This is a genomic window from Flavobacterium frigoritolerans (assembly GCF_025847275.1).
Lineage (GTDB): Bacteria > Bacteroidota > Bacteroidia > Flavobacteriales > Flavobacteriaceae > Flavobacterium > Flavobacterium frigoritolerans.
The window spans coordinates 287,359-303,588 of the sequence record NZ_JAOZEV010000003.1; the positions used below are offsets into that span (position 1 = coordinate 287,359).

Genomic DNA, 16,230 nt, shown 5'->3' on the forward strand with positions numbered 1-16,230 from the left:
CTTTTGATAAGTCAAACAAATCAAATTATGCTTCAAAATAAAGTCATCTTAGGTAGCGAAGAATGGTGTTCTTTTCCCGAATTAGGAATCCCTACAATTAAAGCACGTGTCGATTCGGGTGCAAAAACCTCGGCGATGCATGCCATAAACATAGCTCCTTTTATAAAAAATGATGCCAGTTGGGTTAAATTTGATATTAATCCGATACAAAACAATACCAAAACTATAATACATTGCGAAGCTCCTTTGGTAGACAAAAGGGTTGTAAAAAGCTCTAGTGGCTTTAGAGAACAACGCTATGTTATACAAACAAGCTTAAAAATTGGTGATGCCAAATGGCCTATAGAAATGACTTTAACCAATCGGGATTCGATGGGTTTCAGAATGCTTTTAGGTCGCGAAGCCATGAGCGGCAGAGTACTTGTTGATCCTGAAGAAAAATATCTTTTAGGACAACCTACATCTGATACGTTAAAAGAATTATATCAAAACTCAGAAAAAGCAAGTTCTGGATTACGAATTGGGCTTTTAGCAAGTAATCCTGAATTATACAGCAACAAAAGAATCATGGAAGCTGGCGAAATGCGAGGTCATGATATGCAATTTTTGAATATCAAAGAATGCTACATGAAACTCGATGCTAAAACTCCTGAAATTCATTATCGTGGTGGTAAAATATTGAATCAATTTGATGCTATTATCCCACGTATTCGTCCTAGTATTACGTTTTACGGTTGTGCGTTAACACGTCAGTTTGAAGCTTTGAAAGTTTTTTGTTTAAATTCAGCTTCGGCAATAACACAATCACGCGATAAATTGTATTCATTACAATTGTTACTCAACAGCGGAATAGACATTCCAACAACTGGTTTTGCAAATTCACCATTAGATACCGATGATTTAATAAAAATGGTTGGAGGTTCTCCTTTAATCGTAAAACTATTAGAAGGCACTCAAGGTAAAGGCGTTGTATTAGCCGAAACAAAAAAGGCAGCAGAGAGTGTTATCAATGCTTTTAAAAGCTTAAATGCCAACATTCTGGTACAAGAGTTCATAAAAGAAGCAAACGGTAAAGATATTCGTTGTTTTGTAATCGACGGAAAAGTAGTTGCTGCCATACAGCGTGAAGCTATGCCGGGCGAATTTAGAGCAAATATCCATTTAGGTGGAACTGCATCGATATTAAAAATTACCAGCGAAGAAAAAAGAATCGCCATAAAAGCCGCCAAAGCAATGGATTTAAAAGTTGCTGGTGTTGATATTATCCGTTCATCAAAAGGACCTTTATTACTAGAAGTAAACTCATCTCCAGGATTAGAAGGAATTGAAGGTGCAACCAATAAAGATGTTGCAGGAGAAATGATAAAAGCCATTGAAAAGAATTTTAAACTCAAATAAAAACCCGCTAAAAGTAATTATTTCAACACATAGAAGCATAGGCTTACAAAGCCTAGAAAAGACGTTTCTCTTAAAATAAATCACATAAGGCTATGTGAAAAAAATATATTTTTCTTGGATCATCTTTGATTATCAATTCTATTCCGACAGCTATCAGGACTATGTTTCTATGTGTTGAATACCATTTTTACAACCCAAACGAAGCAAACAGACGCAGTAATTGCACTTAACGAGTTTAAATAATGCTCTATTAATCGTATATTCGATTAAATCATTAAACAAAAAAATATGAATCCATATCTTGATATTGTTATCAGAAGTGCTTCGGTTTACTTTTTTATGGTGATTGCATTACGGGTTTTTGGTAAAAAAGAATTATCCCAGCTTAATACTGCCGATGTAATCCTAATTTTATTAATTAGTAATGCTGTTCAGAATGCCATGGTTGGTAGCGACACGAGCCTCTTAGGCGGAATTGCAGCTGCTGCCGTGTTGTTTATCATTAATTACATCCTGAAAAAGCTCACATACAAATTCAAAGGATTGCATAACCTTTTATTAGAAAAACCAGAAGTTCTGATTCATAATGGACATATCGATTTTAAATCGTTAAGTAAATTAAACATCACATCCGATGAACTTGAGGAAGCCATGCGCGAACACGGCGTAGAACACTATAAAGAGGTAAAATTAGCGATGTTGGAAATAGATGGTACAATTAGTATTATCTCACAAAATAAAGAGCATTTAAAGCAAACGATCTACAAACGAAAGCACAATCATAAAAATTTTCAGAAGTAATTTTAAGTAAGTCGAAAGTTTAAAAATCTATTCCGATAGCTCAATATCATTCAGTTAAGAAAAAACAGCTGCAATGCTATCCCGAATAAATCTCTCGTAAAGTCATCAAGCCGCCAAATTTACACTTGCTTATTTTGCGATTTTGCCTGTGTACAAAACATACAAAAATTGTATTTTGCAGAGTCGATTCTATTTTTTACAAGTATTTTGCTACCTTTAACTCATTAGATTATATTAATTTTGAAACCATGACGCACACAAATAGCAATCAAAAAATACACCAAGGCAGAAATATAAAACGTTTCCGTGAAATGTTAGGAATAAAGCAAGAAGTACTTGCATTTGAACTTGGCGAAGACTGGAACCAAAAGAAAATATCTCTACTAGAACAAAAGGAAGCTATAGAAACCAGTATATTACAACAAGTATCTCAAATACTTAAAATACCTGTAGAAGCTATTGAAAACTTTGATGAAGAACAAGCCATAAATATTATAGCTAGTAATTTTCATGGTGATGCAGTTGCATATGCAGAAAACTACAAATGTACAATCAATCCAATCGAAAAAATCATCGAACTTCATGAAGAGAAAATCCTCCTTTATGAGCGTATGCTTAAAGAAAAAGACGAAATGATGTTGAGGTTAGAGAAACTTTTTGAAGGTAAATAAAGCTAGTTTTTTTGAGTAGCTTGAGGAGAATATGCATATCTAAGAAATATTTAATAAGTTTTTTTAATCTTTCTAAAAGTTAAACTAACTCTAGGTTTGTTTTCACTATCATTCCCTTTTAATAATGAATGCACAAAATATTTTTGTACATCAATATTCATAGCAAAGAGACTAGAATCTTTAAGTTCAATATCAAATGTAAAATCTTTATTGGATTTATTTCTAAATCGCAAAATACGATCATTTAAAATAGAAATAATAACTATATAAGATTCATCGCTAAGCTGTTTAATATCATCTGAATGATATCCCATTTTTGAATCATTATCATTATAAAAATTTATTAAACAATTATTTGGTGTAAAACCTAATTCATTTTGAATTGCAACAGCTATTTCATTAATAATTGAAGGGAATTCTCTGAAAATTAAATCCGCATTTTCATAAACATATGGTAAGCCATACGTTATAGTTTTTCTTGAATAAAATGTAGTATTCCATTCTACATTATTTTCTAAAAAGTACACTAACTTATTTCTAATTGAGAAATTTAAAAAATGATATTTAAGTATAAATCTATTGTTCATTTTGATAATTCAAATTTTACTGCTAAATTTACGATATTAATTTAATTAAAAATGGCTATTACTGATTCATCAGGACAAAACTTTTCAACTCATGATTTTAATCAAACGGATGATATTTTAAATATCGAGTTTGGAGCAGGAAGTGGTTTTTTTGGAAAAAAAAATTATCCTAAATGCTATACAACTGATCTTAGTTTTCCAGAAAAAAACCATTTTTCATTAGAAAGTTCTTATGATAAAGATACAAATTGTCATTATATTGATTTTGAGTGTGATTTTTTAAGTTATAATTTTGGGACAAAAAAATTTGAAACAATAATCATATGCAATCCATATGGATATGGGATACGACGACCTACTGAGGGCAAAAATTTTTTTGACCGAATTGGGAATTTGCTTTCTGAAAGTGGAGCTTTATATGTAATTACACAGGAAAATAATGGCTATTTTAATTCTAAAGTAGTTAAAAAGCAATTTAACAAAAATTTAGACAATGAATTTAAATCTAGTTATGCATATGATTGGCATAGTTATGATAACGAAGGAATTAATACGCATTACGCATTTGTTAGGGATTTTGATTTCTTCACATGTACGCAAAGAAAAATCAATCCTAATGTGTTGTTTAAATTTACTAAACAAGCTTAATAGCTATGGAAACACAGAATATAAATAATATCAAGCTGAAAGATAATTATAAAACAAGGTTATTTAAAGATAAAATTAATGACCACATTTCTAATGTCTTTTATTTGGCATCAACATATGATGAAAACATTAAAGACCTTTTTTCAAAAGAATTTAGAATTCTAAATTACCATTACTCATGTGATTTAATTAAAGAGAATTCAAGTGAGTATACAGAATATGTATCAAGCCACACAGATTTTATCAATGAATTAGAAATTAATCTTTTTAATAATATTAAATCATTACTAGGTAAGAATTTCTCTTACGAAGATAAAAACCTATTAACATTAATAGATACTACGATTGAAAATTATAGTGAGAATTATGTTTATCAAAATATACAAAAATTAAATAACAATAATAATATTAACCCTTTTCAGTCATCTGCGAATATTTTAATAGAGGATCAGTTATTATTTGATTTTTGTGAATTCAATGAAGAATACAGCGAATTTAAAAAAATAAAAAAGAATGAAAGTCAATTAATAGCAAATAAAAATATCAGCATACTAACAAAATGTAATAATGAAAATTTCAACTATTCTGAAGTAAGAGATACTTTTTACTATAAAGAACTAATATTAAACGAGTTAGACTCTAAAAAACGTAATAGTTCAAACCCTATAAAATTAACAGATATATTTGATTATTTTAGAGAATTAGGTGTCCCTAAAGAAGAGCTTTCTAATAGTAATATTTTAAATTGGATTGTAAAACCTTTAAAAAGATATTCAAAGTTAGGATCTAATAAAGAAGGGTATTTTATAATTCTAGATGAAAATGACCTGCAAGAATCTTATATTAGTCATCTGAGTAGGTACAATGGATATTTCAATACTTTAGAACGTCATAGATTGTTTTTTTCAAGACTTGAACAAAGTAAAATCGAAAAGTCTGCTTTTGAAAAACATCTTTAACAAACATACTTTAGTACAAAAATCCATATAGTAAATTCATACCTAGAAGCAGAATAAAAACTTATCTGAAATACTGTCTAAAAAAGAACTAGAACAGTATGCCAGTAATTTTATAAAGATCAAAAAAGACCTTACAGGAAAATACAAAACAAAAGAGAGAGAATAATTTCGATGAAATTATCCTCTCTTTTTTTATAAAATCACTTTAAGCATCTAGAACCAAATCTTTAATCGTTGTGTTTGATAATCCAAACGGTTTAAGTCTGTGATTTAAATTCACCAGAATATAATCTTGTTCTACAGGAAATCGTTCTGCAATGCTTTTGTAATGTTTCAACAGTCTTTTATCCTCTACTCCATCCAAGGCCTGCAGCGCTGTATGAACAACTCTATTTGCACTATCATTCAAGCCTACAATAAAAGCATCTAGATAGCTGTTTTTATTACTTAGTTGCCCAAGCATATAATATGCGGTAACTCGTATGCTCTGATTCTTATTTTGAGTACAAGGAACTACAAGATATCCATAATCGATATTCATTTCTTTTAGTAGATACACACAAAAACTAAAAGTTTCGTCATCATTTATCCTGTCTATATTCGACTCAATAACACCCAACCAATCTGCGCTATTCTTTTTTGCGTACCAAAATACAAATTGAAAAACATGCAATAAACTCTCATCTGCAAAATCTACTAAATAAGGATACGCCCGTTCGTAATCAAATTTTGTAAGTATCTGAAGTAACTCTTTTTGAATCTCGTCATTACTGCTTTTATATTCTTCTTCAATTATATCTAATGTCGCAACATCTATCTTTTGTTTTATTAAGATTCCTGTCAAACAATCGCTTTTAACCTCATTATCATTGGTCGAGAAGTACGTTTTTAAAATATCCTGCGTAGCTCCTCCTATTCGATAGCCAAACCAACCTGCATTTTCCTGCATTAAAACACCCGAAATTACTTCGTCAAGCCACCTTTCATACCAATCTAAAAAATTCAACTCAAAAGTAAATTGAGGATTATATCTTTCGCTATTAATATTTACCACTCTTCCTTTAAATTCTCCGTTTAAAACAAGTGCATGGTAGCTTGAGCAGCCTTGTGTACCAATTGGTAATATCCCTCCATATATTTTCCCTAATTCCTTTTCATAATCCTCATCAGTGATTGTGTCTTCTTCAATCTTTTCAGTAAGGTTTTCCCAATGTTCCTCAGTCATTTTGGGATACAATACACAATCTCCTTTTAAGTATTCCTTTGCATTTTCATAGATTAATTCATTTACATTTTCACCCAACGGAAATATTCCATAAAAAGGTCCAGCTGCCGAAGATGAAAATGATACTCCCCCATTTCCTATATTCATTAAAAATGCTTTATAACAATTAGGGAGTACTACATTGTATTCGCTTTCAAATTTTAAAATAGCTTCGCTACTTACCACTTCTCCCAGAACATACTCATGATCCGATGCGCCAAATACTTTTAAATCTTTATCTGTGGCTTTAGCTTTAACTAGCTTGTTTTTAATTCTTTCTATTTGTTCTGATGCGAACTTATTATTCGATTCTTCCATTTTAATCTTTATTCTTTCGTTCTTTTTTAGAATTAAATAAATATACTTTATTTTAGTTTCAAAGCAAATTCATTCCAACAAACAAAAAAGCCAGTTTCAATAAAGAAACTAGCTTTTTTTATAACTTTCAAATGCGATTTTAAATCTCACATTTTACAAATACCTTTTTGCTATTATATAAAAACACTAAGGATATAATACACGATCGCAGCCAAAAGAGCCGAAACCGGAATTGTTAATACCCAAGCCCAAAGTAAACTAACGGTTACTCCCCAACGAACTGCAGATACACGTTTTGTTAATCCAACTCCGATGATAGAACCTGTAATTGTATGTGTTGTACTTACTGGTACTTTAAAATGCTCTGTAAAGTACAATGTTAATGCTCCTGCAGTTTCTGCAGCTACACCTTCAAATGAAGTTACTTTAGTGATTTTAGATCCCATTGTTTTCACAATTTTCCAACCTCCGCTTAATGTTCCTGCAGCAATTGCAGAATAACAAGCTAAAGGAATCCAAGCTGGCATTTTGAACGCTCCATCATCTGACGGAAGAACGACATCTAACCAAGGATCCATGTGAATACCTGGATTTGCATGAATATAAACTGCAACTGCTGCTGCAATAATACCCATTACTTTTTGAGAATCGTTACCACCGTGACCTAAACTAAAAGCCGCTGATGATAGTAATTGCATTTTTTTCAATGCACTATCTGCCTGATGAAGATTTAAGCTACTAAATATCAAAGCAAATGCTGAGATTGAGTAGATAATAAACCCTACTAAAAACCATTTTATATTATGTGATTCTAATACAACGCTCCAAAAAACAGAAGATTTAAAACGTGGTTGCCCACCATTTGCAATAATTGTTTCATAAGGAATCATTTGATAATATATGAAAACACCTGTAAAGATCATTAAAGCAATTGTAAACAATTTTGGCAAAATACTTTTCTTAGAAGAGTTTAATAACCAAATAGAAATCAAATACGAAGCTAGTGCTCCTAATAATGGTGCCAAAACAATGAAAGCAACAATGATAAGGACTCCCGAGGGCATTCCTCCATCTTTTCCTGCCTTATACCAACTGACAATATCGTACCAATATTGTGTTGTACCATCTTCTCCTACATAACCTGAGAAACCATGTACAGCAATTGCATGAGCAATAGCAGCACCAGCAAAACCTCCAATTAATGTATGTGATGAACTTGAAGGGATTCCAAACCACCATGTTAATAAGTTCCAACAAATAGCAGCAATAACTCCTGCTAAGATTACAACTAAATCAATTTGCATGGTATTTGCCGTTTTAGCAACAGTATCTGCTACACCAAAACCGAAAACCCAATAAGCCAAAAAATTAAAAAATGCTGCCCAAAGAACGGCCTGAAAAGGCGTTAATACCTTTGTAGCAACAACTGTAGCTATAGCGTTTGCTGCATCATGAAAACCGTTGATGTAATCAAAAATTAAAGCTAATACTATAATAATTATAAGTAGCGTCATAAAATTATAACTTCAGAATGAAATTGAATTGAATTTAAGAATGTTTTACAGAAATAGATTCTAGTATGTTTGCAACACTCTTACATTTATCTGTAGCAGATTCTAAAACAGATAACACTTCTTTATATTTAATAATATTTTTAGCGTCTGTTTCGTTTTCAAAAATTTCAAAAACTGCTTTGTTATAAACATTATCCGACTTGTTCTCTAGTTTATTAATTCTAGCACATGCGTCTTTAATAACTTTAAAATTTTGCAAATTTCTAAGTTCTTTTACTGCACTATCAATATTCTGACATGCTTCAAGATTGATTTCGGTCATTTTTCTGATCGATTTTGTAATCTTATCAACTTGATACAATCTCATTCTGCTTGCAGCGCCATGCAAATAATCAGCTACGTTATCAATAGATGTAATCAAGGTATGAATATCCTCTCTATCGAATGGAGTAATGAAGTTTCTGCTTAACTCAAGATTTGTCTGACGGGTAATATCCTCGCCTTTTTGTTCCAATTCATCTATCTTCTGAAAAAGTACTTCTCTTTCTTTCAAAGGAAGATTTACTGCTTCGTGCAAGTTAGAAGCTAATTCAATTAGATTGCTTGATGCTTCTTCAAAAAGTGGAAAGAATTTCTTGTCTTTCGGCACTAAAAATTGGAAAATACTGTTTATTGACATTTTTATATTTTTAATACTGCAAAATTACTTCATTATTCTTTCGTTATGTTAAGCCATTGTTAACAAATCATTTTCAATTTGAAAACTATTCAAAAATGAAATTGTCTTTTCGATGTCATAATGTAGGATTCTATCCTCAGTAACCAACGGTACTACTTCACGGTAGCTACTTAAAAACATTTCTATAAAATCACTTGATTTCAACGGTTTTCTATACTCGATTGCTTGTGAGGCATTTAGCAATTCGATTGCCAAAATACGCTCTAAATTATCCATAATACGCAATGCTTTTGTAGCTCCATTTGCTCCCATGCTCACATGATCTTCCTGCCCGTTGCTTGAAACAATACTATCTACACTCGCCGGCGTTGCCAATTGCTTGTTTTGACTTGCAATACTTGCTGCTGTATATTGAGGAATCATTAATCCTGAATTTAATCCTGGATTATCTACCAAAAATGCTGGAAGGTTACGCAATCCCGAAATTAACTGATAGGTTCTTCTTTCTGAAATGCTTCCTAATTCTGCTAAAGCAATTGCCATAAAATCTAAGGCTAATGCCAAAGGCTGTCCGTGGAAATTACCTCCAGAAATAATCTGATCACTTTCTATAAATATATTAGGGTTGTCTGTAACAGAATTTATCTCTGTTTTAAAAACCTTACTTACATAATCTATTGCATCTTTTGAAGCTCCATGAACTTGTGGCATACAACGGAATGAATATGGATCCTGAACATGCGTTTTTACCTGTTCTATGATTTCACTTCCTTCTAAAAGTTCTTTGATACGCTGTGCTGTAACAATTTGTCCTTTATGAGGGCGAATAAAATGAATTAGTTCGTGAAAAGGTTCGATTCTTCCATCAAAACCTTCCAGAGAAATAGTTCCTATTAAATCGGCCAAATAAGAGAATTTATAAGCTTTCATTAAAATATGAGCTCCATAAGCGCTCATAAACTGTGTCCCGTTTAATAATGCAAGCCCTTCTTTTGATTTTAAGATAATTGGCTCCCAGCTAAAATGTTTTAGAACTTCGCTTGAATGCACTTTCTTTCCTTCAAAATATACTTCACCTTCTCCTAGTAAAGGCAATGATAAATGCGCTAATGGTGCTAAATCTCCAGATGCTCCAAGTGATCCTTGTGTATATACAACTGGTAAAACATCATTGTTATAAAAAGAAACCAAACGATCTAAAGTTTGTAATTGTATAGCCGAGTGTCCGTAGCTTAATGATTGTATTTTAAGCAATAACATTAATTTTACAATTTCTTGTGGTACCTCATCACCTGTTCCACAAGCATGCGATTTTACAAGGTTCTCTTGAAGTTTAGATAAATTTTCATTCGATATTTTTACATTACAAAGCGACCCAAATCCAGTATTGATACCATAAATTGGTTCCGAATGTGATGCCATTTTTTTATCTAAGTAATCTCTGCATTTCTGAACATTAACTTTAGCCTCTTCAGACAGTTCTAATGTTTTTTGCTCTACAATAATTTCTTGTAATTGTTCTAAATTCAGTAACTCCGTACTGATATAATGGATATTGCTCATTTTGTGTAGTATTAGAAGGACAAAATTCAACAAATCAATATTAAAAAGCAACCTTTTTTGCTAATAATTAAAAATAAGATCTCAATATGCTCCTATTTGACTACAAATTATCATGTTTTATAAAAGCAACGTCTATCACGCCATACCCAACCTATTGCAGGTAACAAATAAGTGTGTTTTTTTTAATATCTAAAAGATAACCTCCAGAACATCAAAAATGTTTCATCTGAAGTTTATTCAAAAAATCATTATTGATAGCACCCAGACACAATTTATCTCCCAATTATAAAAAACGATCCTTGTTTTAGAAAAATAACGCTCTTAATATGAGATAAATATATGAATAACCCATTTTGAAGCTTTAAATTTTACTAAATAATCAGAATTAGAATATTGTCATACCGATTATTAAAATATTCGTAAAAATCCGATTAAATTTTTTGCTCTTTATAAAAACCTGTACATTTGGAAAATCAAAAATGAAAGATAACAGTATAAAATATCACTCTTCGATAACAACTCAAAACTGGGTTGCAATTACTGCTACAACAACTTCTACGATTACTACTACCCCTTAGGGGTATACATTTTTACATATAATCCAGGCTATCCATACTTTTTTTCTTGAAAGAAGAAAAGCATTGAATACGTATAAACACTTGCATTTATAAAATAAAATACACACAATGAAAATATTAAAATTTGGTGGAACTTCGGTCGCCAATGCAGAAAATATAAAACGAGTTTTAGAAATTGTAAACCAAAAATCAGAACAAGATCAATTAGTAGTTGTAGTTTCGGCTTTAAGTAAAGTAACTGATTTACTTCAGTCTGCTGCCGCAAAAGCTGCCTCTAATGACGAAAGTTATAAAGATATAGTTGCCGAAATAGAGAAAAAACATTTAGACACATTAAAAGCCTTAATTCCTGTTAGCGAACAAAGTAGTTTATTAAGCCACGTAAAAAGAATTATAAATCATCTTGAAACATTACTTGATGGTTGCTTCTTATTAGGTGAATTATCTAATAGAACTGCTGATACCATTCTTAGTTTTGGTGAATTGCTTTCGTCATATATTATTGCCGAAGCTTTAAAGCAAACTAATAAAAATAGTGGTTATAAAGACAGCCGCGAACTTATTAAAACCAATAATCATTTTGGAAAAGCTGCTGTAAATTTTGAAGTTACAAACCAATTAATACGCGAATATTTTGCTGCAAATGATTCTCAAGTAGTTATCATGCCTGGTTTTATTGCTTCCTCTCTTGACGGAATCATTACTACATTAGGTCGTGGTGGTTCTGATTATTCGGCTGCAATTCTGGCTGGCGCTCTTGATGCAAAAGTTTTAGAAATATGGACTGATGTAAACGGAATGTACACTGCCAATCCTAAAATTGTAAAACAAGCACAACCAATTGCAACTATTTCTTATCAGGAAGCGATGGAGTTATCTCATTTTGGTGCTAAAGTGTTGTATCCGCCAACAATTCAGCCTGTTTTAAGAAAAAACATTCCTATTGTAATCAAAAATACTTTTGAACCTGAATCGGCAGGAACTTATATTTCGAATCAAGTTTCATCAAAAGATACTATTGTAAAAGGAATCAGTCATATCGATAACATTTCATTAATCACTCTTGAAGGTCCTGGGATGATTGGTGTTTCGGGTTCATCTAAACGTCTTTTTGAAGTTTTATCTAATGAGAGCATCAATGTTATTTTCATAACACAAGCTTCATCAGAGCATTCTATTTGTATTGGTATTTTAAATTCCGATGCCGAAAATGCAGAGCAAGCAATTAATGGTGCTTTTGAAGTAGAAATTACTCAAAATAAAGTTGATCCTTGTGTCGTTGAAAAAAACCTTTGCATTATTGCTTTGGTTGGAGAAAACATGAAAAACCATCAAGGTTTAAGCGGAAGAATGTTTAGTACTCTAGGTAAAAATAACGTGAACATTCGCGCTATCGCTCAAGGTGCATCCGAAAGAAATATCTCGGTTGTAATTAATGAGCGTGATGTAAAAAAAGCACTGAATACTTTACACGAAAACTTCTTTGAAGAAAACACAAAACAACTCAACTTATTTGTAATGGGAGTTGGAAACGTAGGAGAAAAATTCATTGAACAAATCCATAATCAAAGAAAGTTTTTAAAAGAAAACCTAAAAATAAATGTTCGTGTTATTGCTTTATCCAATTCCAGAAAAATGGTATTTGATGAAGATGGAATTTCTCTTAAAGAATGGCAAGCAGCCCTTGAAAATGGAGAAACTGCTAATAAAGATACTTTTATAGCACGTGCCAAAGATTTGAATTTACGTAACAGTATTTTTGTTGATATTACTGCAAACGCAAGTGTTTCTGAAACTTACGAAGAATTCCTAAAACAAAGTATTGCAGTGGTTACTTGTAATAAAATTGCTTGTTCATCTGAATATGACAATTATAAAAAGCTAAAGAATCTATCACGTCAATTCAATGCTCCATTTTTATTCGAAACCAATGTTGGTGCTGGATTGCCGATCATAGATACTGTTAAGAATTTAATTGCTTCTGGTGATAAAGTGCACAAAATTCAAGCTGTTTTATCTGGAAGCTTAAACTTTATCTTTAATAATTTTGATGAGAATAACTCTTTTCACGATGTTGTAAAAGAAGCTGGAGTGCAAGGATTTACTGAGCCTGATCCTAAAATTGACTTAAGCGGAATTGATGTAGCTCGAAAAATTCTAATTCTAATTCGCGAAAGCGGTTACGAAATGGATATTGACGCTATTGCTAATGAATCTTTCATGCCAGCAGAATCGCTTGCTACAACTAACAATGAAGACTTTTTTGCATCCCTAACTAAGCATGCTCCGCATTTTAAAGCAATCTATGATGAAGCGCTAAGTAAAGATTCTAGATTAAAATATGTAGCACAATTCGAAAACGGAAAAGCTAGCGTAGGATTACAATTCATACCAAAAGATCATCCGTTCTATAATCTGGAAGGAAAAGATAATATCGTATTGTTTTACACCGATCGCTACGTCGATCAGCCATTGCTTATAAAAGGTGCTGGTGCTGGTGCAGCAGTTACTGCTTCAGGGATTTTTGCAGATGTGATTCGAATAGGAAACGTGTAAGAAGGTACAAAGGTACATGGTTGCAAAGGTTCAAAGGTTTTCTCTTTGTCACTTTGAGCCTTTGTCGCTCTGAACCTTTGAAACTCAGAACCTTTGAAACTAAAAATAAAAAAATAATGATTGGCAAAACCTTTGAACCTCTGAGCCTTTGCCTCTCTGAACCTTAAAAAAATGAAAGAAATAAAACTATTTTGTCCAGCAACAATTGCCAATCTCTCGTGTGGATTTGATGTTCTTGGACTTTGTTTAGAAACTGCGGGCGATGAAATGATTGTTCGCAAATCGGATGAAAAAGGGGTTCGTATCACAAAAATTGTTGGTGCCGATTTACCTTTAGAAACTGAAAAAAATGTGGCCGGAGTTGCAGCTTTGGCAATGCTTGAAGCATACGAAAGAGATTTTAATCCGATAACTATAGGATTTGAAATCGAAATTTTTAAAAATATCAAAGCCGGAAGCGGAATTGGTAGTAGTGCTGCAAGTTCTGCTGGAGCCGTTTTTGGAATCAATGAATTATTAGGAAAACCCTATTCGAGAAAAGATTTGGTTCAATTTGCAATGCAGGGCGAAAAGCTTGCTAGCGGAAATGCTCATGCTGATAACGTTGCTCCTGCCCTTTTAGGTGGTTTTACTTTGGTAAGAAGCTACAACCCGCTGGATATTATAAAAATTGACAGCCCAGAAGAATTATATGCTACAGTTGTACATCCTCAAATTGAATTAAAAACATCTGATGCGCGTTCGGTATTAAAACAAAATGTTTCCCTAAAAAGCGCTATTATGCAATGGGGAAATGTAGGCGGATTAATCGCAGGATTATATACTAAAGATTACGATTTAATTGGAAGATCTCTTCATGACGAAATTGTAGAACCTTTACGAAGTGTATTAATACCTGGTTTTGATTTAATCAAGCAAACAGCTCTTGAAAATGGCGCACTTGGTTCTGGAATTTCAGGTTCTGGTCCTTCTATTTTTGCTTTAAGCAGAGGAAAAGAAACTGCCGAAAAAATAGCCAAAGCCATGAGTGAAGTCTATGATAATATGAGTTTACCATACGAAATTCATATCTCACAAATTAATCCTGAAGGAGTTCGGATTCTTTAAAAAGAATTAAAAATTGTAAACCTCTTTTGTCAGACTGAGCGAAGTCGAAGTCCCGCAAAGTATGACACAAAGTATAACACATTATAGTTTGTCATTTCGACGAAGGAGAAATCTCTACAAGAAACTCCTCATAGTATGGAAATACTTCGCGAAGATTTCTCCTTCGTCGAAATGACAAAAAAGTCGAATAATAATTATTGGAATTAAAAAACAGTACCACAAAGCTTTGCGATCTCTGCGTTTTCAAAAGAAACCAATTCCTTGCGCCCTTTGCGGTTAAATAACGAAAACAACCATGAAATACTATAGTTTAAACCATAATGCCCCAAAAGTTTCTTTTCAGGAAGCTGTAATACAAGGATTAGCAAGTGATAAAGGATTGTATTTTCCAGAAATAATCACGCCATTAAACGCTTCCTTTTTTGATACAATCGAAAATCTGAGCAACGAAGAAATTGCTTTTGAAGCCATCAAACAATTTGTTGGGGATGAAATTCCAGAAACCGTTTTAAAAGAAATCATTGCAGAAACGTTATGTTTTGATTTCCCTGTTGTTGAAGTCGAAAAAGGAATTTATTCATTAGAATTATTCCATGGTCCTACAATGGCTTTTAAAGATGTTGGCGCGCGATTTATGTCACGCTGTCTGGCTTATTTTAATAAAGACAAAGCAGAAAGTAAAAATACGGTTCTTGTAGCAACATCGGGTGATACTGGTGGTGCTGTTGCAAGCGGTTTTCTTGGTGTTGACGGAGTAGATGTTGTAATTTTATACCCATCAGGAAAAGTAAGTGACATTCAGGAAAAACAACTGACAACTTTAGGACAAAATATCAAAGCACTGGAAGTCGATGGTGTTTTTGATGATTGCCAGGATATGGTAAAAAAAGCCTTTTTAGATGAGTCTTTAGCGCATAAGAACCTTACCTCTGCAAATTCTATTAATATTGCACGCTGGTTACCGCAAATGTTCTATTTCTTTTTTGCTTACAAAACTTTGAAAAGTCAAAACAAACCGTTGGTATTTTCTTGTCCTAGTGGAAATTTTGGAAATATCTGTGCTGGAATCATGGCAAAGAAATTAGGTTTACCTATTGAACATTTTGTAGCTTCTACTAATGTAAACGATACTGTACCAAGATTCTTAGAAAACGGAAAATACGATCCAAAACCATCTAAAGCGACTATCTCTAACGCAATGGATGTTGGGAATCCGAGTAATTTTATTCGTATTCAGGAAATGTACCAAAATGATTTAAAAGCTTTCAAAAAAGACTTCTCTTCTTATAGTTATACTGATGAAGAAACACTCGAAGCAATGAAACAGATTTATAAAGCTAACGGTTATATTGCTGAACCACACGGCGCAGTTGGATACCTTGGTTTGAAAAAAGAATTACAAAAACATAACAATGCAATTGGTATTTTCTTAGAAACGGCTCATCCCATTAAGTTTCTTGATGTGGTTGAACCTGCATTGGGAATTACTCTTCCAATTCCGACGCAAATTAAAAGTGTTATTAATGAGGAGAAAGTTAGTGTGAAGATTTCTAGTTATGAGGAGTTGAAGGATTTCTTAGGGTAAAA

The 16,230-nt window shown here is 32.4% G+C and carries 13 protein-coding genes; 8 read left to right on the top strand and 5 right to left on the bottom strand.

Annotated features, from left to right (window positions below; all coding sequences use genetic code 11):
- Positions 1-27: 27 nt before the first annotated feature.
- From rimK to OIU80_RS05845, 3 genes are all read left to right on the top strand, one after another.
- Complete coding sequence (gene rimK / locus OIU80_RS05835) at positions 28-1,398, top strand: 30S ribosomal protein S6--L-glutamate ligase (RefSeq protein WP_264286108.1); 1,371 nt, start codon at positions 28-30, stop codon at positions 1,396-1,398.
- A 288-nt stretch (positions 1,399-1,686) separates the two neighbouring features.
- A complete protein-coding gene (locus OIU80_RS05840; RefSeq protein WP_264286109.1) occupies positions 1,687-2,199 on the top strand; it encodes a DUF421 domain-containing protein in 513 nt (170 codons plus the stop codon).
- A 248-nt stretch (positions 2,200-2,447) separates the two neighbouring features.
- Positions 2,448-2,870, top strand: a complete 423-nt coding sequence (locus tag OIU80_RS05845) for an XRE family transcriptional regulator (RefSeq protein ID WP_264286110.1) — start codon at positions 2,448-2,450, stop codon at positions 2,868-2,870.
- Between the two features lie 50 nt (positions 2,871-2,920).
- Here OIU80_RS05845 and OIU80_RS05850 read toward each other — a convergent pair whose 3' ends face one another.
- Positions 2,921-3,457 (bottom strand): alpha-ketoglutarate-dependent dioxygenase AlkB, encoded by a 537-nt coding sequence (locus OIU80_RS05850; protein ID WP_264286111.1) that lies wholly within the window; start codon positions 3,455-3,457, stop codon positions 2,921-2,923.
- A 51-nt stretch (positions 3,458-3,508) separates the two neighbouring features.
- On the opposite strand from OIU80_RS05850, the gene OIU80_RS05855 reads away from it, so the two are divergent.
- Together OIU80_RS05855 and OIU80_RS05860 are read left to right on the top strand one after the other, a co-directional pair.
- Positions 3,509-4,105 (top strand): methyltransferase, encoded by a 597-nt coding sequence (locus OIU80_RS05855; protein ID WP_264286112.1) that lies wholly within the window; start codon positions 3,509-3,511, stop codon positions 4,103-4,105.
- A gap of 5 nt (positions 4,106-4,110) precedes the next feature.
- Entirely contained in the window at positions 4,111-5,064 is a 954-nt protein-coding gene (locus OIU80_RS05860; protein ID WP_264286113.1) for a hypothetical protein, read from the top strand.
- A 205-nt stretch (positions 5,065-5,269) separates the two neighbouring features.
- Here OIU80_RS05860 and OIU80_RS05865 read toward each other — a convergent pair whose 3' ends face one another.
- The 4 genes from OIU80_RS05865 to hutH form a co-directional block, all read right to left on the bottom strand.
- Positions 5,270-6,646, bottom strand: a complete 1,377-nt coding sequence (locus OIU80_RS05865; RefSeq protein ID WP_264286114.1) for an SMI1/KNR4 family protein — start codon at positions 6,644-6,646, stop codon at positions 5,270-5,272.
- Between the two features lie 173 nt (positions 6,647-6,819).
- Positions 6,820-8,160: an inorganic phosphate transporter gene (locus OIU80_RS05870; protein WP_264286115.1), complete on the bottom strand. Its 1,341-nt coding sequence runs from the start codon at positions 8,158-8,160 to the stop codon at positions 6,820-6,822.
- Positions 8,161-8,194: 34 nt separating this feature from the next.
- Positions 8,195-8,839, bottom strand: coding sequence for a DUF47 domain-containing protein (locus tag OIU80_RS05875; RefSeq protein WP_173966668.1), 645 nt, complete (start codon positions 8,837-8,839; stop codon positions 8,195-8,197).
- 48 nt (positions 8,840-8,887) lie between these two features.
- On the bottom strand, positions 8,888-10,402 hold the full coding sequence (gene hutH / locus OIU80_RS05880) for a histidine ammonia-lyase (protein WP_264286116.1): 1,515 nt from the start codon (positions 10,400-10,402) through the stop codon (positions 8,888-8,890).
- Between the two features lie 686 nt (positions 10,403-11,088).
- Between hutH and thrA the strand changes: the two genes are divergently transcribed.
- From thrA to thrC, 3 genes are all read left to right on the top strand, one after another.
- Positions 11,089-13,536, top strand: coding sequence for a bifunctional aspartate kinase/homoserine dehydrogenase I (thrA, locus tag OIU80_RS05885; RefSeq protein WP_264286117.1), 2,448 nt, complete (start codon positions 11,089-11,091; stop codon positions 13,534-13,536).
- 171 nt (positions 13,537-13,707) lie between these two features.
- The gene (locus tag OIU80_RS05890) at positions 13,708-14,643 is read left to right on the top strand and encodes a homoserine kinase (protein ID WP_264286118.1); all 936 of its coding nucleotides are present in this window, start codon (positions 13,708-13,710) and stop codon (positions 14,641-14,643) included.
- Between the two features lie 295 nt (positions 14,644-14,938).
- A complete protein-coding gene (gene thrC, locus OIU80_RS05895; protein WP_264286119.1) occupies positions 14,939-16,228 on the top strand; it encodes a threonine synthase in 1,290 nt (429 codons plus the stop codon).
- The last annotated feature ends 2 nt before the right edge of the window (positions 16,229-16,230 follow it).